The organism is Tropicibacter sp. Alg240-R139 (assembly GCF_900537075.1).
Classification (GTDB): domain Bacteria; phylum Pseudomonadota; class Alphaproteobacteria; order Rhodobacterales; family Rhodobacteraceae; genus Falsiruegeria.
In genome coordinates this window covers 621,079-647,209 of the sequence record NZ_UNRA01000001.1, presented here as the reverse complement: position 1 = coordinate 647,209, position 26,131 = coordinate 621,079, and the positions used below count along the sequence as shown (strand labels likewise).

Annotated in this window: 29 protein-coding genes; 15 read left to right on the top strand and 14 right to left on the bottom strand. The window is 57.5% G+C overall.

The genetic code is table 11. The features are described from left to right. Window positions 1–4 precede the first annotated feature (4 nt). On the top strand, window positions 5–415 hold the full coding sequence (locus G6R15_RS03240) for a Zn-ribbon domain-containing OB-fold protein (protein WP_085794536.1): 411 nt from the start codon (window positions 5–7) through the stop codon (window positions 413–415). Window positions 416–427: 12 nt separating this feature from the next. Continuing rightward, window positions 428–1,576, top strand: coding sequence for an acetyl-CoA acetyltransferase (locus tag G6R15_RS03235; RefSeq protein WP_164658347.1), 1,149 nt, complete (start codon window positions 428–430; stop codon window positions 1,574–1,576). Between the two features lie 34 nt (window positions 1,577–1,610). Here G6R15_RS03235 and G6R15_RS03230 read toward each other — a convergent pair whose 3' ends face one another. Further along, complete coding sequence (locus G6R15_RS03230; protein WP_164658346.1) at window positions 1,611–2,390, bottom strand: siderophore-interacting protein; 780 nt, start codon at window positions 2,388–2,390, stop codon at window positions 1,611–1,613. Window positions 2,391–2,524: 134 nt separating this feature from the next. Beyond that, window positions 2,525–2,818 carry a hypothetical protein gene (locus tag G6R15_RS03225; RefSeq protein WP_164658345.1) on the bottom strand — a complete coding sequence of 98 codons (294 nt, stop codon included), beginning with the start codon at window positions 2,816–2,818 and terminating at the stop codon, window positions 2,525–2,527. Window positions 2,819–3,122: 304 nt separating this feature from the next. On the opposite strand from G6R15_RS03225, the gene G6R15_RS03220 reads away from it, so the two are divergent. Further along, on the top strand, window positions 3,123–3,359 hold the full coding sequence (locus tag G6R15_RS03220) for a hypothetical protein (RefSeq protein WP_164658344.1): 237 nt from the start codon (window positions 3,123–3,125) through the stop codon (window positions 3,357–3,359). A gap of 12 nt (window positions 3,360–3,371) precedes the next feature. Here G6R15_RS03220 and G6R15_RS03215 read toward each other — a convergent pair whose 3' ends face one another. After that, on the bottom strand, window positions 3,372–4,154 hold the full coding sequence (locus tag G6R15_RS03215) for a Stf0 family sulfotransferase (RefSeq protein WP_164658343.1): 783 nt from the start codon (window positions 4,152–4,154) through the stop codon (window positions 3,372–3,374). A 37-nt stretch (window positions 4,155–4,191) separates the two neighbouring features. Beyond that, complete coding sequence (ychF, locus tag G6R15_RS03210; protein WP_164658342.1) at window positions 4,192–5,289, bottom strand: redox-regulated ATPase YchF; 1,098 nt, start codon at window positions 5,287–5,289, stop codon at window positions 4,192–4,194. 193 nt (window positions 5,290–5,482) lie between these two features. Here ychF and G6R15_RS03205 point away from each other — a divergent pair, with 193 nt between their 5' ends. The 4 genes from G6R15_RS03205 (at window position 5,483) to G6R15_RS03190 (ending at window position 8,991) form a co-directional block, all read left to right on the top strand. Continuing rightward, the gene (locus G6R15_RS03205; RefSeq protein ID WP_164658341.1) at window positions 5,483–5,971 is read left to right on the top strand and encodes an acyloxyacyl hydrolase; all 489 of its coding nucleotides are present in this window, start codon (window positions 5,483–5,485) and stop codon (window positions 5,969–5,971) included. A 143-nt stretch (window positions 5,972–6,114) separates the two neighbouring features. Beyond that, window positions 6,115–6,813: an imm11 family protein gene (locus tag G6R15_RS03200; RefSeq protein ID WP_164658340.1), complete on the top strand. Its 699-nt coding sequence runs from the start codon at window positions 6,115–6,117 to the stop codon at window positions 6,811–6,813. A 78-nt stretch (window positions 6,814–6,891) separates the two neighbouring features. Next, a complete protein-coding gene (gene trpA / locus G6R15_RS03195; protein ID WP_164658339.1) occupies window positions 6,892–7,683 on the top strand; it encodes a tryptophan synthase subunit alpha in 792 nt (263 codons plus the stop codon). Window positions 7,684–7,827: 144 nt separating this feature from the next. Then, window positions 7,828–8,991 carry an alpha-hydroxy acid oxidase gene (locus tag G6R15_RS03190; protein ID WP_164658338.1) on the top strand — a complete coding sequence of 388 codons (1,164 nt, stop codon included), beginning with the start codon at window positions 7,828–7,830 and terminating at the stop codon, window positions 8,989–8,991. Between the two features lie 4 nt (window positions 8,992–8,995). On the opposite strand, the gene G6R15_RS03185 is transcribed toward G6R15_RS03190, so the two are convergent. Further along, entirely contained in the window at window positions 8,996–9,790 is a 795-nt protein-coding gene (locus tag G6R15_RS03185) for a hypothetical protein (RefSeq protein WP_164658337.1), read from the bottom strand. A gap of 231 nt (window positions 9,791–10,021) precedes the next feature. On the opposite strand from G6R15_RS03185, the gene G6R15_RS03180 reads away from it, so the two are divergent. The 6 genes from G6R15_RS03180 (at window position 10,022) to G6R15_RS03155 (ending at window position 16,839) form a co-directional block, all read left to right on the top strand. Further along, on the top strand, window positions 10,022–11,173 hold the full coding sequence (locus G6R15_RS03180; RefSeq protein WP_240336649.1) for a Xaa-Pro peptidase family protein: 1,152 nt from the start codon (window positions 10,022–10,024) through the stop codon (window positions 11,171–11,173). Window positions 11,174–11,305: 132 nt separating this feature from the next. After that, a complete protein-coding gene (locus G6R15_RS03175) occupies window positions 11,306–11,950 on the top strand; it encodes a 50S ribosomal protein L25/general stress protein Ctc (RefSeq protein WP_164658336.1) in 645 nt (214 codons plus the stop codon). Between the two features lie 186 nt (window positions 11,951–12,136). Continuing rightward, on the top strand, window positions 12,137–14,053 hold the full coding sequence (locus G6R15_RS03170) for a DUF3604 domain-containing protein (protein ID WP_164658335.1): 1,917 nt from the start codon (window positions 12,137–12,139) through the stop codon (window positions 14,051–14,053). Window positions 14,054–14,349: 296 nt separating this feature from the next. Continuing rightward, a complete protein-coding gene (gene pth / locus G6R15_RS03165) occupies window positions 14,350–15,039 on the top strand; it encodes an aminoacyl-tRNA hydrolase (protein ID WP_164658334.1) in 690 nt (229 codons plus the stop codon). Between the two features lie 258 nt (window positions 15,040–15,297). Further along, window positions 15,298–16,461: a serine hydrolase gene (locus tag G6R15_RS03160; protein WP_164658333.1), complete on the top strand. Its 1,164-nt coding sequence runs from the start codon at window positions 15,298–15,300 to the stop codon at window positions 16,459–16,461. Window positions 16,462–16,470: 9 nt separating this feature from the next. After that, window positions 16,471–16,839 (top strand): DUF2237 family protein, encoded by a 369-nt coding sequence (locus tag G6R15_RS03155; protein ID WP_164658332.1) that lies wholly within the window; start codon window positions 16,471–16,473, stop codon window positions 16,837–16,839. 92 nt (window positions 16,840–16,931) lie between these two features. Here G6R15_RS03155 and G6R15_RS03150 read toward each other — a convergent pair whose 3' ends face one another. Beyond that, entirely contained in the window at window positions 16,932–17,102 is a 171-nt protein-coding gene (locus G6R15_RS03150) for a hypothetical protein (RefSeq protein ID WP_164658331.1), read from the bottom strand. Window positions 17,103–17,593: 491 nt separating this feature from the next. Between G6R15_RS03150 and G6R15_RS03145 the strand changes: the two genes are divergently transcribed. Then, on the top strand, window positions 17,594–18,856 hold the full coding sequence (locus G6R15_RS03145; protein ID WP_164658330.1) for a hypothetical protein: 1,263 nt from the start codon (window positions 17,594–17,596) through the stop codon (window positions 18,854–18,856). Between the two features lie 150 nt (window positions 18,857–19,006). Here the strand turns inward: G6R15_RS03145 and trpB are convergent, their stop codons facing one another. The 7 genes from trpB to G6R15_RS03110 form a co-directional block, all read right to left on the bottom strand. Continuing rightward, window positions 19,007–20,254: a tryptophan synthase subunit beta gene (gene trpB, locus G6R15_RS03140; RefSeq protein WP_164658329.1), complete on the bottom strand. Its 1,248-nt coding sequence runs from the start codon at window positions 20,252–20,254 to the stop codon at window positions 19,007–19,009. Between the two features lie 68 nt (window positions 20,255–20,322). Continuing rightward, window positions 20,323–20,658 (bottom strand): hypothetical protein, encoded by a 336-nt coding sequence (locus G6R15_RS03135; RefSeq protein WP_164658328.1) that lies wholly within the window; start codon window positions 20,656–20,658, stop codon window positions 20,323–20,325. Between the two features lie 48 nt (window positions 20,659–20,706). Further along, complete coding sequence (locus G6R15_RS03130) at window positions 20,707–21,093, bottom strand: hypothetical protein (protein WP_164658327.1); 387 nt, start codon at window positions 21,091–21,093, stop codon at window positions 20,707–20,709. After that, a complete protein-coding gene (locus G6R15_RS03125; protein ID WP_164658326.1) occupies window positions 21,086–21,742 on the bottom strand; it encodes a phosphoribosylanthranilate isomerase in 657 nt (218 codons plus the stop codon). The genes G6R15_RS03130 and G6R15_RS03125 overlap by 8 nt, the downstream gene beginning before the upstream one ends. Window positions 21,743–21,750: 8 nt before the next feature. Then, window positions 21,751–22,101: a lipopolysaccharide assembly protein LapA domain-containing protein gene (locus G6R15_RS03120; RefSeq protein WP_164658325.1), complete on the bottom strand. Its 351-nt coding sequence runs from the start codon at window positions 22,099–22,101 to the stop codon at window positions 21,751–21,753. Window positions 22,102–22,105: 4 nt separating this feature from the next. Then, on the bottom strand, window positions 22,106–22,387 hold the full coding sequence (gene ihfB / locus G6R15_RS03115) for an integration host factor subunit beta (protein WP_164658324.1): 282 nt from the start codon (window positions 22,385–22,387) through the stop codon (window positions 22,106–22,108). A 281-nt stretch (window positions 22,388–22,668) separates the two neighbouring features. Further along, window positions 22,669–23,034, bottom strand: a complete 366-nt coding sequence (locus tag G6R15_RS03110; protein ID WP_164658323.1) for a GFA family protein — start codon at window positions 23,032–23,034, stop codon at window positions 22,669–22,671. A 441-nt stretch (window positions 23,035–23,475) separates the two neighbouring features. Here G6R15_RS03110 and G6R15_RS03105 point away from each other — a divergent pair, with 441 nt between their 5' ends. Beyond that, entirely contained in the window at window positions 23,476–24,846 is a 1,371-nt protein-coding gene (locus G6R15_RS03105; protein ID WP_164658322.1) for a transposase, read from the top strand. Between the two features lie 172 nt (window positions 24,847–25,018). On the opposite strand, the gene G6R15_RS03100 is transcribed toward G6R15_RS03105, so the two are convergent. After that, on the bottom strand, window positions 25,019–26,038 hold the full coding sequence (locus G6R15_RS03100) for a ribose-phosphate pyrophosphokinase (protein ID WP_164658321.1): 1,020 nt from the start codon (window positions 26,036–26,038) through the stop codon (window positions 25,019–25,021). Window positions 26,039–26,131: the final 93 nt, after the last annotated feature.

The following is a 26,131-nucleotide window of genomic DNA, read 5'->3' as shown; positions in this document are numbered from 1 at the left end:
CAACATGACTGACTTTGCACTCCCCGAAGCCAGCCCACAGGCCGACGCGGCGTTCCGCGCAGGCCTGGCTGCTGGCAAGTTCCTGATCCAGCGGTCCACGACCACCGGCGCATACAATTTCTACCCCCGCGCGCTGTCGCCCACCACGGGTGCCGACGATCTGGAGTGGGTTGAGGCATCGGGCAAAGGCACCGTTTACGCCAGTACCATCATCCGTCGCCCGGCCAAATACGGCGGCGACATCAACAACGTTCTGGTCGATCTTGACGAAGGTCCGCGCCTGTTCACCCGCATCATCGACTGCGACAACGAGGCGATCGAGATCGGCATGAAGGTTCAGGCCGTTGTCATGACCCCCGATTTTGGCCCCAACGCCAAATCCGGCGAACCCGCCGTATTTTTCAAGCCCGCGTAAGGAGTTACACACATGGCACACACACTGCGCGGCAAATCCGCAATCGTCGGCAAAGGCTATTGGGGTCTGGGCAAGACGCCCAACACCTCGCCCATGGAACTGATCGGCAAGGCAACACAGAACGCCCTAGCCGACGCTGGAATGGACTTGTCGGAAATCGACGGCATCTGTGGCGGCACCTTCTATCACTTCTTTCCCACCCTCTCGATTGCCGAGTATCTGGGCATCAAACCCACATGGGCGAACTCGGACATGGTGGGCGGTTCGTCCTTCATGTCGTATATGGTTGAGGCGACCATGGCGATCCAGGCTGGCCTGTGTAAGACCGTGCTGATCTGCTATGGCTCAAACGCGAAATCCGCGCGCGATCTGAACGGGTTGATCGAAACACCCCAGTGGGAGCGCGCATACGAGCCGATGGTTCCGGTTCCGGGCTACGCCTTCACCGCTCAGCGTTACATGCACGAGTTCAACGTACCCAAGGAGCACTTTGGCCACGTCGCTATCTCGGCCCGCAAATGGGCGCAGCTGAACCCTGATGCGACCCTGCAGGCCGACTTGACGATGGAAGAATACCTGGCCTCGCCCAGTGTGGCAGACCCGCTGACGGTTCTGGACTGCTGCCTGATGTCGGATGGTGGCGCTGCGATCATCGTGACCTCGGCCGACCGCGCCAAGGATTATCAGGAAAAGCCTGCCTATTTCCTGGGTGGTGGCAACGCGATTTCACACCGCGAGATTGCGCAGGCCGCGACGCTGACCACCACTTGCGCGGCGGAAAGCTCAAAACGTGCGTTTGAGATGGCGGGGATCACCACCAAGGATGTGGATGTAGTCGAGCTGTATGACGCCTTTACCATCAACACGCTGCTGTTCCTTGAGGATATGGGGTTCGTGAAGAAGGGTGAAGCTGGCGCCTTTGTGGCCGATGGCCATATCGCGCCGGGTGGCTCGTTGCCGGTGAACACCAATGGCGGCGGCCTGAGCTGCGTGCACCCCGGCATGTACGGTCTGTTCTGCCTGATCGAGGCCGCGACGCAGATCCGTGGGGACGGTGGTAAGCGACAGATGGATGACGTCAACATCGCCATCGCGCACGGCAACGGCGGCACATTCTCGAACGAGTACACCGCTGTTCTGGGCAGCGAAGCTGCGCTCTAAAATCTTGCGGACAGCCCTGCTCGGGCCGTCCCTGTCAGCCCGCCGCTTCCAGTTCCTGCTGGCGGGCTGCATCCTGCCCTTTGATCTTCTTGTGCTCGTCTTCAGCCACGCCCGCTTTCCAATAGCTGGACAGGTAGATCTTGGTCCGATCCATCCCGCGCTCGTTTCGGAAGTATGTCCGCAGTTGCTGCATGGACTTAAACTCACATGCCGCCCACACAGATACGGCGCCGTCGTGCCAGGTCAGCGAGCGGATCTTGTCAACAAAGGTGGTCGACGTCCCATCCGGGTGCGGATTGATGATCAGATGCAGGGTCATGCCTTCGGGCAGGGACACCTCTGGCGCGTCCTCAGAACTGGTGAGTTCCATCACAACGTCGCCGGTGGCGTCTGAAGGCAGAGCCTCCAAGTTACACAAAAGCGCGGGCAGCGCGGTCATGTCGCCTGCCAGCAGCAGCCAGTCCGAAGAGGTGTCGATCCATTTGATCTTGCCCGGGCCTGAGATCAGAATGTCATCGCCCAGTTTAGCCTTTTTGGCCCAAGCGGCGGCCAAACCGCCTGTGTCATCGTGCAGGGCGAAATCGACCGTCAGTTGGTTTTCGGCACGGTCAAAGGCGCGAACCGTAAAGGTCCGCATCGCCGGGCGGTCGGGTCGCGGGCGCGGCGCGTCGGGGAAAATCAGCTTGATATAGCCGCTTTCGCTACCCTCGGGAAACCCGTGCAAGTCATCACCGCCCAGAACCACGCGCCGCATGTTTGGTGTCAGGTTCCATGCCTTGAGAACCTGCAACGCACGTCCTTCTGCTTGCGCCATTGTCATACTCCTGCATTCATCGTCACGAACTTTACCTGAGTAATTTAGTCATATTTAAACTTTACGCAAGAAGAACACAACAACGCCTGCGCACAGCGGTTGTGCGCGAATACAGAACATCCAGCGAGCAAGGTTCAGGAAATGGCTTTGATGACCTTTGTATAGTTTTCGAGCATCTCAAGCTCTTCATCTTGTTCGAAATTGCCAACGCGGTGCCAGACCACGAATTCCTCTGTCTCGTATTTCACTTTCAGCGCGCCGACCTGCCCCACCATCAAGGTCTTGGCGTTGTCCCCAATGAGCATGTTCCACAACAGCGGGTTGGTCGTGGTTTTGACCCTTTCGACCTGAATGTGCTGCTTGGTCATGCAAAAACCCGCATGGCCGTTATCATCCTCGAACTTCATCTGCTCGCTGGTTTGGACCATCTGGGGTACATAGCGATCCGGGTCGGACCCCGGCAGAACCACAATAACTCCCTTGATTCACAAATATGGCTGAACCGGCACGAGGGCTTTCAATACAGCACTTCCAAATTGCCTACCGATCACTGCCATTGGTATCACAGCACTTTTGGCACGCACTTGCCCGAAATAAGTCGGCTCCTCACGCAGCGGTGAATGTCGTTGATTTGCCCAAACGGCTCAACAAGCGCAGGTTTGGGACATCGGCTTTTGGTAAGAACAGACTCATTTCAACCGGTCCCAACAGGCCGTATCGGAGGTTCCTGACATGAAACGACTGACACCCATCCTGGTAATTGCAGCCATGAATTTGCCAACGTTTGCTGTGGCCAACGGTGAGCCACAAACTCAAACCAAGGGTGAAAAAATTGTGCCAGACGATGACCCGCGCTGGTCGAACTGGCCCCACAACCCCGAGTCACAAGCGGGCCGATCCTATTCAAAACTTGTCCGTCTGGAATACGGCGGGCCGGTAGAGCGGAATTTCGAATCCGGGCGGCGTTGAGGTCAACCTCGTCTAGGATAGTGAATGGGTCGTGCGCACAATTCGGTCCCCCCGGTAAAGCGCGGCCCATTCCTCGTTCAGTCCACCAGCCAGCTTGCGCACCTCCGGCACAGGCTTATTGCCTGTCGGGGCAGGCACGCCCAAGTGCCCTAATATGCGCCCCATTACGTTGTCGTGATCTGACGCCAAATCACAATAACGAACGGTGAGCGGAGACACACCAATCTGATCGAACCACGCGAGCCAAGCGGCCTCATGTCGTTCAAATTCCAAGACTTGAGCGTGAATCCGATCGAAGTCGTAACGTGGTGGCAAAGGCGCTTCCTTGTTCTCTATCGCCCGTCCATCTGGTGCCAGGTGCCAGGTTCCGGTCTGTTCGGCCCGAACATACGAAACCGCCTGAGCCACCTTGTCCTCGCGCGTCAGATGCACAAAAGCCGTGCGCCCAAAGATTGCCGATATCCGCGCGTTGTCACCATTCAGGTTGGGATGGAGGCAGCTGACCATTGCCATCAGGTCAGACAAGCTTTCGTGCATCAGGCGGAAGCCAAAGAGGGTGCCTGCCCCCTTCCCTTCGGTCTGTGCGGCGGACAGAAAGGCGGCACAAAAAGCCGGATCGTTCAGATCGACGGCTTCGCGCACCTGCAAGTGATCCGCCCACCACCGCCGCGATGGACCGCGAAAAAATGAATCCGGTTTTCCGGCAACTCCGGTCTGTGCCAGCAATCCACACAACAGAGTGCTGCCCGACCGGGGATTGGTGCAGATGATGTAGCTGTCGTACGGCCGGTCCATGTCCCCTCACCCATATTGGGCGCAGGAACAGGCCCGATCAGGTGTTGAACAAGAAGTGCATCACATCGCCATCTTTGACGATGTAGCTTTTCCCTTCGGCCCGCATCTTGCCTGCATCCTTAGCGCCACTTTCACCATTACTGGCGATGTAGTCATCATACGCAATGGTCTCGGCGCGGATGAAACCCTTTTCAAAATCCCCGTGGATTACGCCAGCGGCCTGCGGTGCTGCGGTGCCCTGACGAATGGTCCAGGCGCGTGCCTCTTTCGGGCCGACGGTGAAATAGGTTTCAAGATGCAGCAACTCGTAGCCCGCCTTGATCAGACGATCGAGGCCGGCTTCTTCCAATCCCATTTCCGACAGGAACATCTCAGCTTCATCATCCTCTAACTGGCTGATCTCTTCTTCGATCTGGGCCGAGATGATGACGTGGCTGTTGCCCTGTGCCGCGGCCATTTCCGCCACCTTCGCGGAATGTGCATTGCCCTCTGCCGCCTCGGATTCGCCGACGTTGCAGACATAGAGCACAGGCTTGGTGCTGAGCAGTTGCAGCAGTTTCCAGGCCTTGGCATCCTCGGCGTCGACCTCGACCAGACGGGCCGGTTTGCCATCTTCAAGCATTGCCTGAGCCTCGGCCAGCAGACGATCTTGCTGCTGTGCTTCTTTGTCGTTGCCCTTGAGCTTGCGCACCAGGTTGGCACGGCGCTTTTCGATGCTTTCCAGATCGGCGAGCATCAGTTCGGTCTCAATCGTTTCGGCATCGGCTACAGGGTCAACGCGACCGTCCACGTGGGTCACGTCGCCGTCTTCAAAGCAGCGCAGCACATGGGCGATCGCGTCGGTTTCGCGGATGTTGGCCAGGAACTGGTTGCCCAGGCCTTCGCCCTTGGAGGCACCTTTGACCAGACCGGCGATGTCGACGAACGTCATGCGGGTCGGGATGATCTGTTTCGAGCTTGCAATCGCGGCCAGCTTGTCCAGACGCGCGTCAGGCACGCCCACTTCGCCCACGTTGGGTTCAATGGTGCAGAACGGAAAGTTTGCCGCCTGCGCTGCTGCTGTTTTGGTCAGCGCGTTGAACAGGGTCGACTTGCCCACATTCGGCAGACCCACGATACCCATTTTAAAGCCCATGACCGACTCCTGCTGTCATTCAAATGGGGCTTCTAGGCGGGCCTGTCCAAATAGGCAAGCCACGCGGTCGCACAAGTCACCCGCCGTCATATTCAGATCACGTTGATGAGACGGGAATGTGAAGGGATGCGCATTGCAACTGTACCGATCGGTAAACACATGAGTTCCATCAACACCTGACTGGAATACCGCAATGAAACTGACCCCTTCAACCTTTGTTCTGGCCCTGACACTCACCTCTCCGCTGCACGCGCAATCGCTGATCCTGGGGCTTGGCTATGCCGACTTTGAATTCTCGGGCTCATCCGATCAAGCGCTGGCGTCCATCGAATATCAGCACACGCCGTTTCACCAACGCGAACGGTTCAGCGCCGCCTTTGCCGGGGCCGCGTCAATTCATGCCAATGGCGACGTTCATCTGGGCGTCGGGATCGCGGCAGAATACAAGCTGAACAAGGATTGGTTCATCGAGGCCAGCGTTTTGCCGGGCGTGTTCATTGAGGCGGACAACGCCAACGACCTGGGCAGCAAGTTCGAGGTGCGCAGCCTGTTGGGCCTTGGCTATCGGTTTGACGGCGGCGACGCCCTGTCACTGGCCATCACGCATAAATCCAATGCCTCGGTTTCGTCGTTCAATCCCGGCGTCAACGCGGTGCTGCTGCGCTATCACCTGTCCTTTTGATTGGTCTGCAGGTGCGGCCTTTGGCCAGCCAGGGTCACAAACGAGTTCTATTGAAGCACATTCAACCTAAAAGCACTCAGTTAGCTTGATTTTCGCCACTGGGCTGTCTTTTGTGCACATGCATTTTGCAGCAAGAGATTTAGATGACCGCGCCAAACGCCCCCGATCCCGCCCTGCCGAAAATCTGGTTCACGCGCTTCATGAGTGAAACAGACTCAATTCAAAATCTTGATTTTCAAATCGACTACCCGCCCGAGATAGATGCAGCCATTCTCCTCAAGCAACAAATTGAGTTCATTGATGCTAGCGTTGGCATGCGGCCGATTGACCAAAGCCGATGGTCGACGTTCCTGTTTTTTAACAAGGGCCTAAAGATCCGTGAAAACACCGCTGACGCGTTCCGTATCCACAACGGGCTGATGATTGTCTCGCCCAGGCTCAGAGACGTGATGGCGCAATTTGATCTTGGGACAAGCCAGTTGATCGAAGTTCCGATCTACAAGAGCGAGAAGAAGAAGGACCCCAGCCGGTATCCGCCGCATTACGTGTTGCACGTGACCGAGAAGAAATCGGCCTTTGTTCCCGAAGCCTCAGAACACGTCAAACCGATTGGGCCACATGCGGACACGCCGCAACACCCCGATACGCTCTGGAAACGAGATATTCGTGGCGAAGACGTCCCCGCATTGCGGGCGACCGCAGTCAACGGCGCCGATATGTGGGGGGATCCCAAGTACAAGAGACGTATCTTTTTCTCGGACCGCCTGAAATGCGCCATTGATGAGGCCAAGATCAAGACCCAAGGGTTGAAGTTCTTTCCGGCAACCGATGTCCCGGATTGATGACCCAACCCTCAGCAGGCATTGATTTCCCGGCCATGTTCGGCCAAACCGGGCAGGAACAGCTCTCAGGGGATCAAAATGACTCGGATCGACGCCAAATTCGCCGCGCTCAAAGCCCAAGGCAAGAAAGCCTTTGTTTCTTATGTCATGGCGGGCGACCCCGATTTCGACAGCTCTTTGGAGCTGGTCAAGGGTCTGCCGGGTGCCGGTGTGGATGTGATCGAGCTGGGCCTGCCGTTTACCGATCCGATGGCGGATGGCCCGACCATTCAGCTGGCCGGTCAGCGCGCGCTTGAGGCGGGCATGACGCTGGATCGCACGCTGGAGCTGGCGACTGAATTCCGCAAGGACGACGACACCACCCCAATCGTATTGATGGGATATTACAACCCGATCTACAGCCGTGGAGTGGACACCTTTTTGAGCCAAGCCAAGGCTGCCGGCATTGATGGGTTGATCGTTGTCGACCTACCGCCCGAAGAGGACGACGAGCTGTGTATTCCGGCGCAGAACGCCGGTCTGAACTTTATCCGCTTGGCAACACCGACCACCGACGACAATCGCCTGCCGCGCGTTTTGCAGAACACGTCCGGTTTCGTCTATTATGTCTCGATCACCGGCATCACGGGTGCGGCCGAGGCCGAAGCCACCGATGTTGGCCCCGAAGTGGCCCGCATCAAGTCGGCCACCGACCTGCCGGTCATCGTAGGTTTCGGCATTAACACGCCCGCGAAATCGCAAGCCATCGCCAGCATCTCGGACGGGGCTGTTGTGGGGTCGGCCATCGTCAGCCAGATCGGCGCGGGCAAACCGGTTGGCGAAGTGCTGGAGTTTGTGAAGTCGCTGTCAGACGGGGCGCACGCCGCCTAACTTACGGATTTCAAGCCTTTTTTCGCACGGCGCGGGAGCTCTCTCCTGCGCCGTATTGCGTTGTGAACCTTAGGATTCAGGCCACTTGCGCAACAAATCCATAATTGGTAAAAAGTTCTAACCAATTCTGGATCGGAATCTGTCATGCCCGTGATTACCAACATCGATGACCTCAAGCGTCTGTATCAGCGCCGCGTCCCACGGATGTTTTATGACTATGCCGAAAGCGGCAGCTGGACCGAGCAGACCTTCCGCGAGAACACATCCGATTTTGACCAGATCCGTCTGCGCCAGCGCGTGGCTGTGGACATGACCGGGCGCAGCACCGCGACCCAGATGATCGGCGAGGATGTCGCCATGCCAGTGGCGCTGGCCCCTGTGGGTCTGACTGGAATGCAACATGCCGATGGCGAGATGAAGGCCGCAAAGGCCGCCGAAGATTTCGGTGTGCCGTTTACGCTGTCGACCATGTCGATCAACTCGATCGAGGATGTGGCCAGCTACACCACCAAGCCGTTCTGGTTTCAGCTCTACACCATGAAGGACACCGATTATGTCAGCCGGTTGATCCAGCGGGCCAAAAATGCAAAATGCTCGGCCTTGGTGATCACGCTGGATCTGCAGATCCTGGGTCAGCGGCACAAGGACCTGAAAAACGGGCTGTCGGCTCCGCCAAAGTTGACACCCTCGACCCTATTGAACCTGGCCACGAAATGGGGTTGGCTGGCCGGGATGGCCCGCGCGCATCGGCGCGAGTTTGGCAATATCGTGGGCCATGTTGACGGAATCTCGGACGCCTCTTCGCTTGGTGCATGGACGGCTGAGCAATTCGATCCCAGCCTTGACTGGGGCAAGATCGAAAAGCTGATGAATGAGTGGGGCGGCAAGGTGATCCTGAAGGGCATTTTGGACGCCGAGGACGCCAAGATGGCCGCCAAGGTTGGGGCCGATGCCATTGTTGTGTCGAACCACGGTGGGCGTCAGTTGGACGGTGCGCTGAGCTCGATCCGCATGCTGCCCGAAATTTTGGATGCGGTGGGCGATGACGTCGAAGTGCATCTGGATAGCGGCATCCGCTCGGGTCAGGACGTGCTCAAGGCGATGGCGATGGGGGCCAAGGGCACCTATATCGGGCGCGCCTTTGTCTATGGTCTGGGGGCGATGGGACAGGCTGGCGTCACCTCTGCGCTAGAGATCATCCACAAGGAGCTGGACACCACCATGGCGCTGTGCGGCGAGCGGTCAGTTGCGGGTTTGAACCGCGACAATCTGCTGGTGCCAGAGGGGTTCGGCGGACGCTGGAGTTAAGTCCCTAGTTCACCCCGGCGTCCGGGCGCATATACACATCGAATGTGCCCGTTGAAACACCATCGATGTCGGCAAATTCTATAGTTCGGCACGGTTCCGTGTTCCGGTCAACCGGATCACCAGAAGTGGCCGGATCACCGGCCCAATAGCTCTGCGTGAAAAAGGGCAGATAGCCCGGGGCGGAAAAATAATAGTGTATGTGCCGCCGCCGGTTTTCATAGGGAGCCGGAACAATCGAATGAGCGACCGCAGCGCCGTCCGAGTTGGCCAATAGGGTTGCGCGCATGCGAATGTCATCAAAATCTTCGGCAAACCCCGGCGCATAGGGATAATATTCACCTTTCGCATCGACGGTATAAGATTCGATCTTGGCGCCTGAAATGGGTTTCCCTGTTTCGCCATCAAACACCCGGATGGTCAGTTGCATCGGATCGCCGGGCTCGTTCGTGGGGTTGATGTTTCCATCAAGTGCAACGGGGGTGTTGGCAACGAAATAGGGCCCGGAAGAGGATTCATCCGTAAACCCGCAGTGATCCGCTTCGTTCATGTCGGGATCGGTAAAGAAGCAGGTGTAGACCGCTTTGGGCAGACCTTTCGCCTCGAGAGCGAGGCGTTCTTCGGCCGATATCAGATCCTTGAACCCCAGATCGGCCAGTGACTTGCGCAAGCAGGTCTGGTCAGCGGAAACGCTTTCTGATGCCAAGGGTGGCGCGAACAGAACCTGCGTGAGACCCAGTGTACAAGCCACCGCACCCCGTCTCGCCAGCTGCGAAGACATAGCCGTGAAACCGTTCAGCATAGTGCCATTCCCATCATCGATTGTTGTCAGTCTGATTGTAGATTAAAACGCACGTCCTTTGCATTTCCGTCGGTCCGACGCCATTTTTTCAACTTCCTGATCCCGGAAGCAGCGGGTTTGTGTTTGATACCCGGCCTTTCACGTGTCGCGAATGAACGCCCGCAACCGCCCCGATGCGATAAGCTGACCACATTCACCCATGACCACGCAGCCGGGGAGAGAGCGAACAAGATGAGCCAATATGCACACAGTATGAACAGCTTTTGCGAGCGTCTGACCGAAACAGGAATCGACGTGGCGTTAGTGACGGATGATGACAATGTCTATTACCTGACCGGATACTACGACTATCTGCATATGGAATTTGGGCGGCCTACGATCCTGGTGGTGTCAAGAAACGGCGACAGTCTGCTAATCACCCCGACCATCGACCTGAATGCGGCGAAGGCGGCGGCACATGTGGACCGGATTGCGGCCTGGAACGACGGGATGGGTGCCGAGTGGCGGGCCGAGTTGCCGGGTGCGCTTGGCAGCGCTGGCCGGGTCGGCATCGAGCCGGATCATATGCCACCCTTGGTGCGCGCTTATGTCGATGAATTGGTGTCGATCGAGCGTATCACATCAGTCTCGCCCCTGCTTGCCAACATGCGCATGATCAAGTCGGCGCAAGAGCTGCAACTGGCACGCCATGCCGGACAGGTTGCGGGCGCGATGATGGCTGCGGGTCGCGCGGCCATTGGCGATGGGGTGCCCGAGTTCGAAGTGGCGATTGCCACGTCGCAGGCCGGAACCCGCAAAGCGGCCGAGCTGCTCGAGGCGCACTATGATGATACAGACATGTCGCCCAACACGCATTTCCTGCAGATCATGGCGTCCGGCAAAGAGATCACCAAGACGCATCACCGTGCCTCGACCCGGATCATGCGGCGGGGGGAACCTGTGTTTCTGTGCTTTTGCGGGATGACCAATTTTCACCGCTTCAAGCTGGGCTTTGATCGGACCTTTTGGATCGGCGAGATCGGTGATCCGACGCAGGAGCGTGTCTATGAAATTGCAGTCGAAAGCCAAGCCGCAGCGCTGCGCGCTTTGGGGCCAGGTGTGACAGCCGAAAGCGTGCATGCGGCTTATGCGGATGTGATCCAAGGGGCGGGGTTTGAATACCCGTTCCGCTGTGGTCGTGCGACGGGGTTCAGTTATCTGGAACATCCGCAACTGGTGACCGGGGATACCACGGTCTTACAGCCTGGCATGGTGTTTGCAGTGGACGGCTCGGTCACAACAGACACGTTCCGCGCACAAGTGGGCGACAGTTTCATCATCACTGAAGAGGGTTATGAACAGATCACAGATCATCCAAAAGCCACGGCAGACATGATATTGTGACGCTCTGAGGGGGCTCAGCCCGGCGAGACCCTGATTCAGCCCTTTCCAACCAGCCAAAACTAGTCTATGAGCGCGGCTTCACGCGGGGATACAGCCTTGGAGGATTCCCGCCCTAATCTATGGAGAATTCATATGGCTGGTCAGATTCCTGATCTTGAGTGCCAAGAACGTGCGGGGACAGGCAAGGGCGCCGCTCGCGCAGCGCGTCGCGCTGGCATGGTTCCGGGTGTTGTTTTTGGCGGTGACGTTGATCCGATGGCGATCCAGATCCCGTTCAACGTTCTGTTGAAGAAACTGAAAGCAGGCCGCTTTAAGTCGACCCTGTTCAACCTGAAAATCGAAGGCGCAGAAGACGTTCGTGTCATCTGTCGCGATGTTCAGCGTGACGTCGTCAAAGACCTGCCGACACACTTTGACCTGATGCGCCTGCGTCGTACGACCCGCATCAACCTGTTTGTTCCGGTTGAGTTCATCAACGAAGAAGAAGCGCCCGGCATCAAGCGCGGTGGTGTTCTGACCGTTGTGCGTCCCGAAGTTGAACTGATGGTTACCGCAGGCGAGATCCCCGAGAAGATCACGGTTGATCTGAGCGGCATGGCCATTGGTGATGTGGCAACCATCTCGTCGGTTGACCTGCCGAGCGGTTCCAAGCCGATCATCGACCGTGATTTCGTGATTGCCAACATCTCGGCTCCGACGGGTCTGGCATCGTCGGATGACGAAGATGGCGAAGGTGAAGGCGAAGAGGCCGAAGTCGAAGTCGCCGCAGAAGAATAAAATCTGCGCCGATTGCCCCAATGTTGGGCAAGGCTAAGTTTGACACCCCCTGACCGATGGTCAGGGGGTGTTTTCGTTTTGAAGTCTCCACTTTGAACAGCCACAGGCTGACCGCTACACTTTCTATGATTCGAATATTTAAATGAATCTAGCGGCGCCCTTGGTTGCCGAATTGGGAGAGAAATTATGACAAGCACTTTGAATCGCGCCTGTGGCGCGTCTGTTGCGGCGTTGATTGCGATGAGCTCTACTGGAATCGCACAGGTTCAAGACCTACTGCCGGACAAGGACGATGTGTCCCAAAAGTTCGTAACGGATCATTTTTCGCCACATGCGGGGCGAACCTTTCCAACGCAGCTTTTGTGGGGCGACACCCATCTGCACACCGAAGTGTCGGTTGATGCGGGCACCATGACAACCGTCGGTCAGGAAGATGCCTTTCGGTTTGCGCGAGGTGAGGAAATTACCACCACACACGGGTTGCAAGCAAAGCTGGGGCGGCCACTGGATTGGCTTGTGGTGTCAGATCACGCAGAGATGTACGGATTGATGCCGCAGTTGCTCAGCGGCGATCCAGAAATCCTGTCAAACCCGCAGGGCAAAGCCTGGTATGATGAGCTGGTTTCGGGTGACCCTGACAGGATCTTTAACACAGCGATGGAAATCGTTGCCTCATTGTCCACAGACACCCCCCCGATCGACAACCCAAAAGCCACCAAGAAGGCCTGGCAGACCTACACGGCGCTGGCGGACCAGTTCAACGATCCGGGCCGCTTCACGTCTTTGATCGGGTATGAATGGACATCGGAAGGTGGCGATAACATCCACCGAAACGTGATCTTTCGGGACGATGCCAGCATGGCCAATGCGGTGGTGCCATTTTCGCAGTTCGACAGCAAAAACCCCGAGGATCTATGGCGACATCTGGCAGCCTATGAGGAGCGCACCGGCGGTGACGTTCTGGCCATCCCGCACAATGGCAACCTTTCAAACGGCCGACTGTTTTCGGTGTCAAACTTTGACGAAACCCCGCTCACAGAAGAAAACGCCCGCCTTCGCGCACGGTTCGAACCAGTGATCGAGACCACCCAGATTAAGGGCGACAGCGAGGCGCATCCGTTTCTGAGCCCGGGCGACGAGTTTGCGGACTTCGACACCTGGGATGCCTCGAACCTCAACGGGACCGAGGCCAAAACCGAAGATATGTTGCAGTACGAATATTCGCGCGAAGCCTACAAGACCGGGCTGCTTCTGGAGTCACAGTTGGGCATCAACCCTTACAAGGTGGGTCAAATCGGTTCGACAGATGCGCATACCGGCATGGCGGCAGTTGAGGAAGACAACTTCTTTGGCAAGCATTCAGGGGTTGAACCCGAACCAAACCGCTGGGAGCATCTGGTGATCGAAGCACCGGATCCGGAATTTTCGATCTATGGTTGGCAGCAGGCCTCAGGCGGATATGCGGCCGTTTGGGCGACCGAAAACACCCGAGCCGCCATTTTTGACGCGCTGGAACGGCGTGAGGTTTATGGCACCACCGGCTCGCGGATCATGGTTCGGTTCTTTGGCGGTTGGGACTTTACCGAGGCTGACGCCCTGTCCCGCCTGCCGGCCGATCTGGGCTATGCCAAGGGTGTGCCGATGGGCGCCGATTTGCCCGCACGAAACGGTGACGAAGGGCCGAATTTCCTGATCGCGGCGCTCAAGGACCCATTCAGCGGAAATCTGGACCGGGTGCAGGTGATCAAGGGTTGGCTGAACGAGGATGGCACTCGGGGTGAAAAGGTCTATGACGTGGCCTGGAGCGGAGATCGTGCACCTGGTGCGGATGGTAAGTTGCCGTCAGTGGGAAATACGGTTGATGTGGCCAATGCGACCTGGACCAACACAATCGGTGCGCCCGAACTGATCACCTACTGGCAGGACCCCGATTTCGACCCCACTTTACGCGCGTTCTACTACGTTCGTGTGATCGAGATTCCCACCCCTCGCTGGACTGCCTATGAGGCAAAGCGATTTGAGGTGCAGATGGATGAGACGGTGCCCATGGTCACAACCGAGCGCGCCTATACCTCACCCATCTGGTACACGCCGGAAGGGTGAAATTTCGGGCCAGAGGTGTTTGAGTGTCCCGGAACACTCCCGCCCGTCGTCGATGTTTCTGACGAAACACCTCCTCCCGTTGGGCCGGGCACTGCGCAAAGCGCAGTGCCCGGCCCAAGACCGCTAGCGGTACCGACGCAGTCGGGATCGCTCGGGCGCGGGAGCTCTTCGAATATGTACGCACCGAAAGCCAAGTCAGAAAACACGGTTGATATTTCTGGACCTCCCACGCTGGCCTTTTCAGTGGTTTCAGTGCATTTAGACGCCGCAACCGTGACAGACCTGCGAGGCGCGCCATGAAACTTTTTGTCGGATTGGGAAATCCGGGCGGCAAATATGCCCGCAACCGACACAACATCGGTTTTATGGCATTGGACGAAATTGCACGCGATCACGGGTTTGGACCGTGGAAGAGCAAGTTTCAGGGCCAGATTGCCGAGGGTCGATTGGGAGGCGAAAAGGTGCTGCTACTGAAACCCGAGACCTTCATGAACCGCTCGGGGCAATCCGTGGGTGAGGCGATGCGGTTTTACAAGCTCGACAGCACCGATGTGACTGTACTGCATGACGAGTTGGATCTGGCGCCCGGCAAAGTGCGCGCCAAGGCAGGCGGCGGGCATGCGGGCCACAATGGGCTGCGGTCAATCCATGAACACATCGGTGCTACCTATGACCGGGTGCGATTGGGCATCGGCCATCCCGGTCGCAAAGAGCTGGTCGCGGGCTATGTCCTGCATGATTTCGCCAAAGCGGATGAAGACTGGTTGGACAATGTGCTGCGGGGCGTGTCTGACGGGGCCCCACATTTGGCTGACGGAGACAGCGGTAGATTTATGAATGCCGTGGCCCTGCGCACAGCGCCACCGCGTTCATCGAAATCACCCGCCCCCAAAGTTGAAACGGCAGCGAAGCCCAAGAACGCTGAAACCGAGCCTGCGAAAGGGGCCCGTTCTCCGATCCAAAAGCTTTTGGATCGGTTCAACTGATCCCGTTGGAATTGACGACGCTCGACCCAGAAAGACCCTGCGAACCCTTTCGCTAGGGCCCGCCGCGGGCGACGCAGGTGCGGGCCTTGCCCGCACCTGCGTCGCCCAACGGGAGGAGATGTCCCGCAAGGGGCGTCAACGACGGGCGGGAGCGCACCCAAAATCAACGTCTTTGACCTGCCCGCCTTTCCGCCACGTTCCCGTTGCGCTTAATTGAACTCGCCCGCAGGATGACACCAAATCGGGGAGGTTTCGAACATGCGCACATTCGGAAAATGGCTGGGTCGCGTTTTAATTGCGTTGATCCTTGCGGTGGTTGTTGTAGGTGTCTGGAAGCGCGAAGAGATCATGCGCCTAATGGCCGTAAACTCTCTGTTTTCAGAGGAGAAAATCGTCAACAACTTCTCGAACATGGACGCGGCGTTTTTGACGACCACCTTGCCGCGAGGGAATGGCCCCACATCCGAAATTGGGTATGGCCCAGAATACGAGTTGCCCACAGGTGCCGAACAGTGGATCGAAGAGCGTGCTGTGACCTCTTTGCTGGTGATGCAAAACGGTCAGATCCGCTATGAACGGTATTTCCTGGGTACCGGCCCAGACGACCGACGCATCTCTTGGTCGATCGCCAAAAGTTACCTGTCGGCGCTTTTTGGCGTTCTTGTCGCCGAAGGCAAGATTGCCTCGCTGGACGACAAGGTTGTCAAATATGCGCCCAAGCTCGAGGGCAGCGCCTATGAGCAGGCTACGATCCGCAATGTGCTGAACATGGCCAGCGGGGTGGTCTTTGACGAGGATTATCTGGATTTTGATTCGGACATCAACAGGATGGGGCGCGTCGTCGCCCTGGGCGGAGAGCTTGACGATTTCGCAGCCTCGCTCAAGGATAGCTTCGCGCCTCCGGGCGACACCTGGCAGTATGTGTCGATCGACACCCATGTCATCGGCATGGTGATCCGGGGTGCCACCGGACGTTCAGTTTCCGAACTGTTGAGTGAGAAAATCCTGACACCTCTGGGGCTGGAACGGGATGGGTATTACATCACTGACGGGGCCGGGGTGGCATTTGTACTGGGTGGGTTGAACTTCACCACGCGCGACTTTGCGCGCTTTGGTCAAATGATCCTACAGAATGGCGAATATGGCGGGCAACAGGTTGTGCCTGCAGACTGGATTGCCGACTCCACCGCCGCATCGGCGCCGACCGCGCCGGGCAAAATCGGATACGGCTATCAGTGGTGGATTCCAGTGGGGGCACATGACGGCGAGTTCCTTGGACGCGGGGTTTACGGCCAATACCTTTACTTTGACCAGTCGCGTGGCGTGCTGATCATGACCACTGGCGCTGACCGCAAGTTCCGCGACAAGGGCGTGAACGAACAGAACGTAGAAATGTTCCGCAAGATCGCGCAGAGCCTGTAGGTTGGGCCCATGGAACGTGATGAGAGTGTGAATGTTCTGGGCGGGGCGCTGGCGCCCTGCTCGATGAACCCGGTGACCGGCTTCTTTCGAGACGGGCATTGCAACACATGTGCCGCCGATCAGGGCAGCCATACCGTCTGTGCCGTGATGACGGCCGAGTTTCTGGCGTATTCAAAGTATGTGGGCAACGACCTCAGCACCCCACGGCCCGAGTTCGGCTTTGCCGGATTGAAACCCGGTGATCAATGGTGCCTGTGCGCCGCACGCTTCATGCAGGCCCACGAGGAGGGTTGCGCGCCCGAAGTGCATCTAGCTGCCACCCACAAACGCGCACTTGAGATCGTGCCGCTGAATGTCCTTCAGCAACATTCCGTCTAACGCTAAATCAACGGTGCTCCTGCCCCGAAGCGACGACGCAGGTAAACAAGCCATTGCAACACAATACCAAATTCTGCCCTCCGACAAATTTCCTACGACACCACAAGATACAGATGCACTAGCGCAGTCAGTACCGCACAAACACGCGGCGACTGACCAAAGGCGGACCATAGCGCCAAAAGCGCAAACACAGCATTGAACACCGCGTCTTGGGCCAGCAACGCTCCAGTCCTCTCAATCATTAGTTGCACGTACCACATCATAGGATAACCTCCTGCTATGCGGCGAGGCCCCGCCTGAGTTTCAGACGTTGTCCGGACAGGACAAATATGGAAGACAGAAGGCAGTGGTGCAGTCGTTCAAAAATGACCACAAAAGCAAAAAATCGCCTTTAGTTTCAATGGATTGACAGAACTTTCCTAAAATTGACCCAGATATTCTGAAGGACTTTGGTAGGGCTGTGAAACACGCTCGCGCACTCAGGGGATAGGACCAAAAAACCTTGGGAGGAAAGTTTGATCCACCCGTCGGGGCCTCCTTTATTTCGAAGGTCGAAAAAGGTCGTAAGGACGCGCTGAACGCAACCACTGTTGGGCGCTTCCGCATCGCGCTAAATTTGGATGACGCTTGGATAGGCAAATTCCTCGACACCGAAGACGCCGCCGAGAGCCTTGAAACCAAATCTGAACAGGACGCCGACCGCGTCATTGATCGTCTCCGCCGCGAAGGAAAGACAGAGGGCGCGTCGGACGACTTGCTGATCCAACTGGCCAACAACTTCACCGAAGGCGACCACAAGGATCGCGAAACTGCCTATCGCAGTGTCGAAGCCGCGTTGGTACGGTTGAAGGCGAGTGAACACATCGCCCAACTGGTTGGGAACGCTGCTGCACAATTCGCCGCGCTGATGAAAGAAGTCGATGCTCTGAACAACGCGGGCGAATTTGACGAGGCGAATGACAAACTTACCCAACAAGCAGACTGGCTACGTGAAGAGAAAGAGCGGCTGGCACGTTTATCAGAGTTGCAACTGGAAAAAGAGCTCAATCAGGACCGCCTGCGAAACCGACCCGATTTAGCCGCCGAACGGATCGTCAGAAACCTGCGTGAGTTCCCAAAAGGGAAACTTTTTTGGGCCGTCGATAACACGGCTGACGATTGGAGAGACGAAGGTGACAAGACCGGTGATGTATTTGCTTCGCAGGTCGCATTGGTTTTGGCGCAGGGCAATTACGCCAAAGTGAATAGCAAAAAACCGCTGGCCGCATCCGCGCTTCATACACTTGGCTGGTGTCATTTTCGTCTGGCGGAACGATCCACTGGGGAAGCGCATCTGAACGAGGCGCGTCGTGCCCTAGAAGCAGCTGTGAAGAAAGCCAGCAAGGTGAAAGAGCCAAAGAATTGGGCTGCCCGTAAAAGCGCTTTCGGCTCGGTCCTTCGAGTGACGGGCGAGCGCTACAATGACGCAAGATTATTGCGGCAAGCAATGGATGTTCAACGCGCCGCTTTGAAGGTTAACAAGCTGACCAAAAGTGCTGATCTCCAAGGTCGTTGGAATAATCTCGGGAACGCACTTCAGACACTCGGTGAATTGACCAAAGATGCTGAGACGTTGCGCGCTGCTGAAGAAGCGCTCTTCGAAGCCCTTGCTCTGACAAACAATGAGATCGACTCACCGCTGTGGCGAGCAACCCAAAGCAACTTGGCCCTCGCAAAACGATGGCTGGGTGCCGTCACCAGCGACTTGGCCGAGCTACAAGAATCCCGCGATGGCTATGCAGCCTGCGAGGGTCTAGCCTTCGAAATGGGGGCTCCGTTCGACTGGGCTCGGCTCCAATGGAACATCGCTGATCTGGCGTTGGCGCGCTATTACCTTGAACCCGATCCTGCCCTGTTGGCAGAGGCGCGAATGCATTTGACCCGCGCGCGTAAATTCTTTGTTGAGGGGTCAGATTATCAAACAGAACGTTGTGACGATCTTTTGACCCAGATCGACGCTGCCGAGACGGGCTCCTAACGCCAACACCCCCTCTGATACTACTCCGACCTTACGACCAAGCGTCTTTGCAAGGAGCGCTTCCTGCGCGTCAAAACGTCAAAGGCGGCACAGCCTGTTTCAGCTGCGCCGCCTTTGGCGGAAACTTGAGGCACCGGCCTGGGCGGCGATTTAGCTCGCGTCGCGCCCTTCGGTGTCGGACATGTCGAAGTTCAGGTGTTTGGCGACTGTCTGCACATCCTTGTCTCCGCGACCACACATGTTCATGCAGATCAGGTGATCGGCGGGCAGTTCGGGCGCGATCTTCATCACATGGGCCAGCGCGTGAGAGGGCTCCAACGCGGGGATGATGCCTTCGGTCGAACAGCAGAGCTGGAACGCCTCTAGCGCTTCCATATCGGTGATCGAGACGTATTGCGCGCGGCCGATGTCGTTTAACCAGGCGTGCTCGGGGCCGATGCCGGGATAGTCGAGACCGGCGGAGATCGAGTACCCTTCGAGGATCTGACCGTCGTCGTCCTGCAGCAGATAGGTGCGGTTGCCGTGCAGCACGCCGGGGCGGCCGCCGGTGAGCGAGGCACAATGCTCCATCTTTTCGTTAACGCCTTTGCCGCCGGCCTCAACCCCGATGATATTGACGTCTTTGTCGTCAAGGAAGGGATAGAACAGGCCCATGGCGTTTGAACCACCACCGATGGCAGCAATCAGCGTGTCAGGCAGACGGCCCTCGGCCTTATGCATCTGCTCTTTGGCCTCTTTGCCGATGATCGACTGAAAATCGCGGACCATCGCCGGATAGGGGTGCGGGCCAGCTACGGTGCCGATGCAGTAGAAGGTGTCGCGCACGTTGGTGACCCAGTCGCGCAGGGCATCGTTCATCGCGTCCTTGAGCGTGCCACGGCCAGAGGTGACGGGGATGACCTCGGCGCCCAGCAGGCGCATACGGAAGACATTGGGCGCCTGACGCTGTACGTCGTGTGCGCCCATGTAGACCACGCATTTTAGGCCGAACTTGGCGCAGACAGTGGCCGTGGCGACGCCATGCTGGCCGGCGCCGGTTTCCGCGATGATCCGAGTTTTGCCCATGCGACGTGCCAGGATGATCTGGCCGAGCACATTGTTGATCTTATGCGCGCCGGTGTGGTTCAGCTCGTCGCGCTTGAGGTAAATCTTGGCCCCGCCCAGATGCTCGGTCAGACGCTCGGCATAATAGAGCGGCGACGGTCGACCCACGTAGTTGGCCCAGAGATCGTCCATCTCGGCCCAGAAGGTCGGATCGTCCTTGGCCTTTTCGTATTCTTCTTCCAGAGACAGGATCAGCGGCATCAGGGTTTCGCTGACGAACCGTCCGCCAAAGATGCCGAACCGCCCGCTTTCGTCGGGGCCGGACATGAAGGAGTTAAAAAGGTCGTTGGCCATGAGAGTCTCCGTCGTCGTGCCAGATGTTCATAGGAGGTGCGCGCCGGATTTGCCATGCAAAAAAGGCATCAAGCTGCGGATTGCCCCTGTTGCCGCCACAGTTGCCACGCGACGTTGGGGGCTGGGATGTCAGTGCAGGGGAAGTGGTGGAAATAGAGCACATGCGCAAGACGCGGCGTGACCTTGAGCAGACGTGCGTGCGGGCCGCTGTGCGCGTAGGCGATCATGTCTTCGGGCGTGTTCCAGACGCTAAGCGAGAAATAGATGTCACCCCGGGGAAAAACGATGGCGTGGTGGCATCCGGGGCTATCCTTGGCCTGTTGCAAAGCCTGCCGCGCACGCCAGAAGAACTCAGGTGCTGTCAGCCAGCTTTTCAACCTTACACCACCGATCGCTGCCATCATCGCCTTGCCCTCCTGTCAAAGGGGATACGCCAGAGCGCGCGGGTCGGATCAGTTGTTGCTGTGTTGTCTTTCAGAGATCCGCCGTTCGATCTCGCGCCTCAGTTCCAGGTTCTTTTGGGTCTGGCGTACGGATGAGCGGTTGATCAGCAAGACGGTGACCGCCGCGCCGATCAGGGCAGCCCCCAATTCGAAGAAGAGATCGACAAAGACATCGCTGATCAATTGCTCGACCTGGTCTGGGTATTGCGCGACGATGATCTTGGACAGAACGATCAGCCCGACGGCGCAGACCAGCAAAGTGATCAGGCGTTTGTCGCGCCCGCCTTCGCGTGCGCGGAGCAACTCCAACCGTCCGGGATCTGCTGCGAAAAAGTCGATGTCATCCGGCGTGACGTCGTCACGCTCGCCCAGCAACAGATCGTAAGGATCAGGCATCCTGAGCTTCGGTTGCGGCCAGAAAGGCGCGGATCTTACCCGCATCTTTGACACCCGGGGCGCTTTCGACCCCGGACGAGACATCAACCTGGCGCGCGCCCGTCATCCGAATGGCTTCGGCCACGTTTTCGGGCGTCAGGCCACCGGCCAGCATCCACGGGGTCTGCCAGTACTTGCGGCCCGCCAGCAGGCGCCAGTCGAACGCCAAACCGTTGCCGCCAGGCAGGTCCGCGTTCTTGGGCGGTTTGGCATCGATCAGCAGTTGGTCGGCCACATCCGAATACAAATCGATCTGTAGCAGATCCTCGGCATCGGCGATACCGATTGCCTTCATCACCGGCAGGCCATAACGCGCCTTGACCTCGGCCACGCGCTCGGGGCTTTCCTTGCCGTGCAGTTGCAACATGTCGAGCGGCACCGCGCCCGTGATCTGATCCAGTTCGTCGTCCGTGGCATTCACCGTCAACGCTACCTTGGCGACACCAAGGGGCACTTCGGCGGCCAATGCCGCAGCCTCCTTGACCGTCAGATACCGTGGCGATTTCGCAAAGAACACAAAACCCACATAGCGCGCGCGCGCCCGGGCTGCGGCCACAACATCCGCGGGCGACTTAACCCCGCAAATCTTTGCACTGACAGTCTGAGACATGGTCTAAATCAGCTAGCCTCGTCGAGGATGGCCAGCACCTCGTCCTTGCCTTCGTTGCTCTTGTCCTTGAGCTTGGTCACTTCGCGTTCCAGCTTGCGGACCTCACGGTGTTTGACCGTAGCCTCTTTGCGGTGCTTGTGCTCGCGCAGCCATTCCCAAACGAACCCGATGATGATCCCAGCAGCAATACCGCCCAAAACCACAACAAAGAGCGGCAGAGAAACGGAGAGGTTAAAGCCAATCAGCCCGGCCAGATCCTCGGGCACAAGTTTGAGGGTCACAAAGTTGCGGTTTGCCAGCGACACTGACACCAAAAGAATGCCAAGGGTCCCCAGAAACGCGTAGCGAATGTAGCGCATGTTGTTACTTTCCGTTCAATCGATCCCGCAGCAGCTTGCCGGTCTTGAAGAACGGCACATGCTTTTCTTCGACATGCACTGTTTCTCCGGTTCTTGGATTGCGACCAATCCGCGCGTCACGCTGTTTCACCGAGAATGCGCCAAAACCACGCAGCTCGACCCGGTCACCGCGCGCCATAGCACCTGTCACTTCTTCGAAGACGGTATTCACGATCCGTTCGACGTCCCGCTGATACAGATGTGGGTTTTCATCGGCGATTTTTTGGATCAGTTCCGAACGGATCATGGTCAGTTCCCCTCCCAAGGCAACATGTTGGCGCGTGGCTATTTTTGTGATCGTACAGGAAAACTAAGGCGTTGGGGAACGTTAAGTCAAAGCCATACCGGGAAAAATTGGGATTGACGCCACAATTATCGCCCTGCGTTTAAGAGATTTTCAACCGACAGACGTGCTGCATTGCCGCAATTGGCCCGAGTCGTCTGGTTCGCATCAGATGATTCGGTGCCTCCACAGTACAAAGCAGGCCGCCAAACCGTACCCCGCTTCACCGCTCGGGTTCCGGTCTGTCAGTTCCTGTCACGAGGTGTAGCCCCGAGGATCGGCGCGAGCCAATGCGCGCGCCGAATGGTCCAGAGTTCATAGGTGGGCGTGAAAAGGTCGGGCTCATCCAATGCGCCCAGATGCAGCTCAATTTCACCCTCCGTACAAGAAAAGACCGAGGATCCGCAGTACGGACAGAAATGCCTGCCCTCGTAATGCTGCGTCTGCCCAGTAACGATGACCGCCTCCAGAAGATAGATCGCCGAGGCATGAAACGGCGCGCCGTGATGCTTGCGGCAATCCATGCAATGGCAAACCCCCACACGGAGCGGCGATCCGTGGGCCTCAAATCGAACCTCGCCGCACAGGCATCCGCCGGTCACCTTGATCATGTGTGTCCTCTCTCCTCGCGCCCCACTGTCATCGATAGCATATCGCCAGCGGCACGGTTCAGATTCGATGGTGCATTCCCTCTCCCAGGGTGCGAGTATCGTTAACATCCGCCGCAAGCGGTGTCGCGTCGCGCGCAGCGTGGCGCCCGGCCCAACGGGAGAAGGTGTCCCGCAAGGGGCATCGCCGACGGGCGGGAGCGCTTCGGGAATGGTATGTCACCCACTAGACCACAAACCCCGTATTGAGCGATATGCGAGCCCGCCCTGCGACAGCTTGACCAAGGCGCTCTTGGAGTATGCCTAAGGCACGGACCGGTTGGGTGTCTTAGTGCGCATACTTAGGCTTGATCAATGACGGAGGTGCGGAGATCCTGTTGAAAAAGTCCTTTGATTGGTTGTTGTTGCTCTGCTTCACTTGTTTTGAAAGTGGAGGGTTCGGCGATGATGGGACCAAGGCAGATGGCTCAAGGCGCGCTGTTTTATGAGTTCTCAATTGAATCGTTTGTGCCGCGGGACCACCCGATGCGGGGGATTGATCGGTTTCTTGACCTATCAGATGTGCGTCCGTTGCTTTCGCCGTTTTACAGTTTGCATGGCCGCCCTTTGATTGATCCTGAGCTGATGATCCGGATGTTGTTGCTTGGCTATTGCATGGGCATCCGGTCCGAGCGGCGGCTTTGCGAAGAGGTGCATGTCAATCTGGCCTACCGCTGGTTTTGTAGGCTGGACCTGGTCGATCCAGTGCCGGATCATGCTACCTTCTCGAAGAACCGTCACGGCCGTTTCCGTGAAAGTGGCCTGTTCCGGCATCTGTTCGAGACGGTTTTGCAGCGCTGCATGGATGAAGGGCTGGTCGGTGGTCACAGCTTTGGTGTCGATGCCAGTCTGATCCCGGCCAATGCGAACCAGACGCGTGGGGTTGATAGCAAAGAAGGATTGCCATCGAATCTGACGTCGCGCGCAGTAGATGAATATATTGAGACACTCGATCACGTTGCTTTCGGGGCAGCGACAAAGGTAATCCCCAAATACATCTCGCCGGTCGATCCCGCTGCTCGTTGGACAGGAGCAGATGGAGGTGCCGCATACTTTGCTTATTCTACCAACTACTTGGTGGATTTGGACAATGCGGTCATTGTGGATGTCGAACCGACAGCCCCGATCCGGCCCGCTGAAGCGCGGGCCGCAAGGGACATGATTGACCGGGTGCAGGATCGGTTTGGGATCAAACCCGATAAGCTTGTGGGTGATACAGGCTATGGATCAGCCGAGATGTTGGGCTGGCTGGTGGAGGACCGTCAAATCGAACCCCACATTCCGGTCTGGGACAAATCCAAACGAACCGACGGAACATTCTCACGTGAGGATTTTGCATATGATCCAGCGACCGATAGCTACTCTTGCCCAGGAGGCCAATCGCTTCAGACGTACCGAAGGAAGTTCTCAAAGCCGCGTGTTGCGAACGGCGGAAAAGACGGGTTCATCAAATACCGCGCATCCAAACTGGATTGCGACGCATGCCCCTTGAAGCCAATGTGCTGCCCAACCCAACCGGCGCGAAATTTGCTCCGCTCGGTTCATGAAGCTGCACGCGATGTCGCCCGCGATATCCGCAAGACAGACGCCTACATTACCTCGTTCATCCAGCGACGAAAGGTCGAGATGCTATTTGCGCACCTAAAACGATACATCGGCCTGCGGATGATGCGGCTTCGCGGACCCAAAGATGCAACAGAACAGTTCCAACTCGCAGCAACAGCCCAAAACCTCCGCAAACTGGCTAAATTGCTGCCAACACCAGCGCCTGCGTGAAGGGAAACGCGGCTGGCCTGTTTCTTGATCAACATCAAGCCCGCCAAAACACCGACTTCTTCAACAGTATCTCCGCAAAGCGGACTTTTGTACCAATCACCTATTTGAGTCCTGGCCATAGAAAAGGCGGCTCATGGGCCGCCTTTTCTTGTTTCCGAATTCGAGCATACACTCAATCCATGTGATAGAGTGACTCGTAGATCGGGGTCAGGGTTTTGTCCTCAAACAAGGATGAGACGCTGGTGCCGTTCCAGATGTTCAGGATGGCCTGCGTAAAGATCGGAGCGGTTGGGACCACGCGGATGTTGGGTGTGTTCAAGATCGCTTCGGTTGGTTGGATCGAATCCGTGATCACCAGCGATTTCATCACCGAATTGGTCACACGCTCGACAGCAGGGCCGCTCATGACGCCGTGGGTGATGTAGGAATGCACTTCCTTGGCGCCGTTATCCAGCAGCACCTGAGCTGCCTTGCAGAGCGTACCGGCGGTGTCGCACATGTCATCCACGATCAGGCAGGTCTTGCCGGTGACATCACCGATCACGGTCATCTCGGCCACTTCACCGGGTTTTTCGCGGCGTTTGTCCACGATCGACAGCGGGGCGTTGATGCGCTTGGCAAGCTCACGTGCACGGGCCACACCACCCACGTCCGGAGACACCACCATCAGCTCGTCCATGCGGCCTTTGAACTGGTTCTTGACGTCCAGGGCAAAGACCGGGCTGGCATAGAGGTTGTCGACAGGAATGTCGAAGAAGCCCTGGATCTGAGCGGCGTGCAGGTCCATGGTCAGAACCCGCTCGACGCCTGCTTCGACCATCATGTTTGCGACCAGCTTGGCGCTAATCGGGGTGCGCGCCTTGGTGCGACGATCTTGTCGTGCGTAGCCAAAGTAGGGGATGACGGCGGTGATGCGTTGTGCTGACGAACGACGCAGGGCGTCGCAGATGATCAGCAGTTCCATCAGGTTGTCGTTGGCCGGGTTCGAGGTCGGCTGGATGATGAACATGTCCTCGCCGCGGACGTTCTCGAACACCTCGACGAAAATCTCGCCGTCATTGAACCGTTCGACGCGGGCATCGACCAATCCCTGGTCTACACCTCTGTACAGGCTCATCCGGCGCGAGATGGCTTCGGCAAGTGGAAGGTTGGCGTTCCCAGAGATAAGCTTGGGTTCGGTGAGTGTCGGCATTGGCAGAGATCCCGGGCAGCAAGGACTATGTGACAGATTCGTGATGTTGACACCGCTTAGCATGGGCTTACCGTCCCGCAAAGGTAACGCTGC

Bases quoted from the DNA above. Each gene is read 5' to 3' on its own strand.
- G6R15_RS03120 (WP_164658325.1), bottom strand. From the start codon at position 22,101: ATGCGCTACATTCGCTACGCGTTTCTGGGGACCCTTGGCATTCTTTTG.
- G6R15_RS03100 (WP_164658321.1), bottom strand. From the start codon at position 26,038: ATGCCGACACTCACCGAACCCAAGCTTATCTCTGGGAACGCCAACCTT.
- G6R15_RS03180 (WP_240336649.1), top strand. From the start codon at position 10,022: ATGAGCCAATATGCACACAGTATGAACAGCTTTTGCGAGCGTCTGACC.
- G6R15_RS03220 (WP_164658344.1), top strand. From the start codon at position 3,123: ATGAAACGACTGACACCCATCCTGGTAATTGCAGCCATGAATTTGCCA.
- G6R15_RS03205 (WP_164658341.1), top strand. From the start codon at position 5,483: ATGAAACTGACCCCTTCAACCTTTGTTCTGGCCCTGACACTCACCTCT.
- pth (WP_164658334.1), top strand. From the start codon at position 14,350: ATGAAACTTTTTGTCGGATTGGGAAATCCGGGCGGCAAATATGCCCGC.
- G6R15_RS03240 (WP_085794536.1), top strand. From the start codon at position 5: ATGACTGACTTTGCACTCCCCGAAGCCAGCCCACAGGCCGACGCGGCG.
- G6R15_RS03235 (WP_164658347.1), top strand. From the start codon at position 428: ATGGCACACACACTGCGCGGCAAATCCGCAATCGTCGGCAAAGGCTAT.
- G6R15_RS03130 (WP_164658327.1), bottom strand. From the start codon at position 21,093: ATGCCTGATCCTTACGATCTGTTGCTGGGCGAGCGTGACGACGTCACG.
- G6R15_RS03225 (WP_164658345.1), bottom strand. From the start codon at position 2,818: ATGGTCCAAACCAGCGAGCAGATGAAGTTCGAGGATGATAACGGCCAT.
- G6R15_RS03185 (WP_164658337.1), bottom strand. From the start codon at position 9,790: ATGCTGAACGGTTTCACGGCTATGTCTTCGCAGCTGGCGAGACGGGGT.
- G6R15_RS03105 (WP_164658322.1), top strand. From the start codon at position 23,476: ATGATGGGACCAAGGCAGATGGCTCAAGGCGCGCTGTTTTATGAGTTC.
- G6R15_RS03125 (WP_164658326.1), bottom strand. From the start codon at position 21,742: ATGTCTCAGACTGTCAGTGCAAAGATTTGCGGGGTTAAGTCGCCCGCG.
- ihfB (WP_164658324.1), bottom strand. From the start codon at position 22,387: ATGATCCGTTCGGAACTGATCCAAAAAATCGCCGATGAAAACCCACAT.
- G6R15_RS03110 (WP_164658323.1), bottom strand. From the start codon at position 23,034: ATGATCAAGGTGACCGGCGGATGCCTGTGCGGCGAGGTTCGATTTGAG.
- G6R15_RS03200 (WP_164658340.1), top strand. From the start codon at position 6,115: ATGACCGCGCCAAACGCCCCCGATCCCGCCCTGCCGAAAATCTGGTTC.
- G6R15_RS03175 (WP_164658336.1), top strand. From the start codon at position 11,306: ATGGCTGGTCAGATTCCTGATCTTGAGTGCCAAGAACGTGCGGGGACA.
- ychF (WP_164658342.1), bottom strand. From the start codon at position 5,289: ATGGGCTTTAAAATGGGTATCGTGGGTCTGCCGAATGTGGGCAAGTCG.
- G6R15_RS03190 (WP_164658338.1), top strand. From the start codon at position 7,828: ATGCCCGTGATTACCAACATCGATGACCTCAAGCGTCTGTATCAGCGC.
- G6R15_RS03215 (WP_164658343.1), bottom strand. From the start codon at position 4,154: ATGGACCGGCCGTACGACAGCTACATCATCTGCACCAATCCCCGGTCG.
- G6R15_RS03170 (WP_164658335.1), top strand. From the start codon at position 12,137: ATGACAAGCACTTTGAATCGCGCCTGTGGCGCGTCTGTTGCGGCGTTG.
- trpA (WP_164658339.1), top strand. From the start codon at position 6,892: ATGACTCGGATCGACGCCAAATTCGCCGCGCTCAAAGCCCAAGGCAAG.
- G6R15_RS03155 (WP_164658332.1), top strand. From the start codon at position 16,471: ATGGAACGTGATGAGAGTGTGAATGTTCTGGGCGGGGCGCTGGCGCCC.
- G6R15_RS03150 (WP_164658331.1), bottom strand. From the start codon at position 17,102: ATGATGTGGTACGTGCAACTAATGATTGAGAGGACTGGAGCGTTGCTG.
- trpB (WP_164658329.1), bottom strand. From the start codon at position 20,254: ATGGCCAACGACCTTTTTAACTCCTTCATGTCCGGCCCCGACGAAAGC.
- G6R15_RS03160 (WP_164658333.1), top strand. From the start codon at position 15,298: ATGCGCACATTCGGAAAATGGCTGGGTCGCGTTTTAATTGCGTTGATC.
- G6R15_RS03230 (WP_164658346.1), bottom strand. From the start codon at position 2,390: ATGGCGCAAGCAGAAGGACGTGCGTTGCAGGTTCTCAAGGCATGGAAC.
- G6R15_RS03135 (WP_164658328.1), bottom strand. From the start codon at position 20,658: ATGATGGCAGCGATCGGTGGTGTAAGGTTGAAAAGCTGGCTGACAGCA.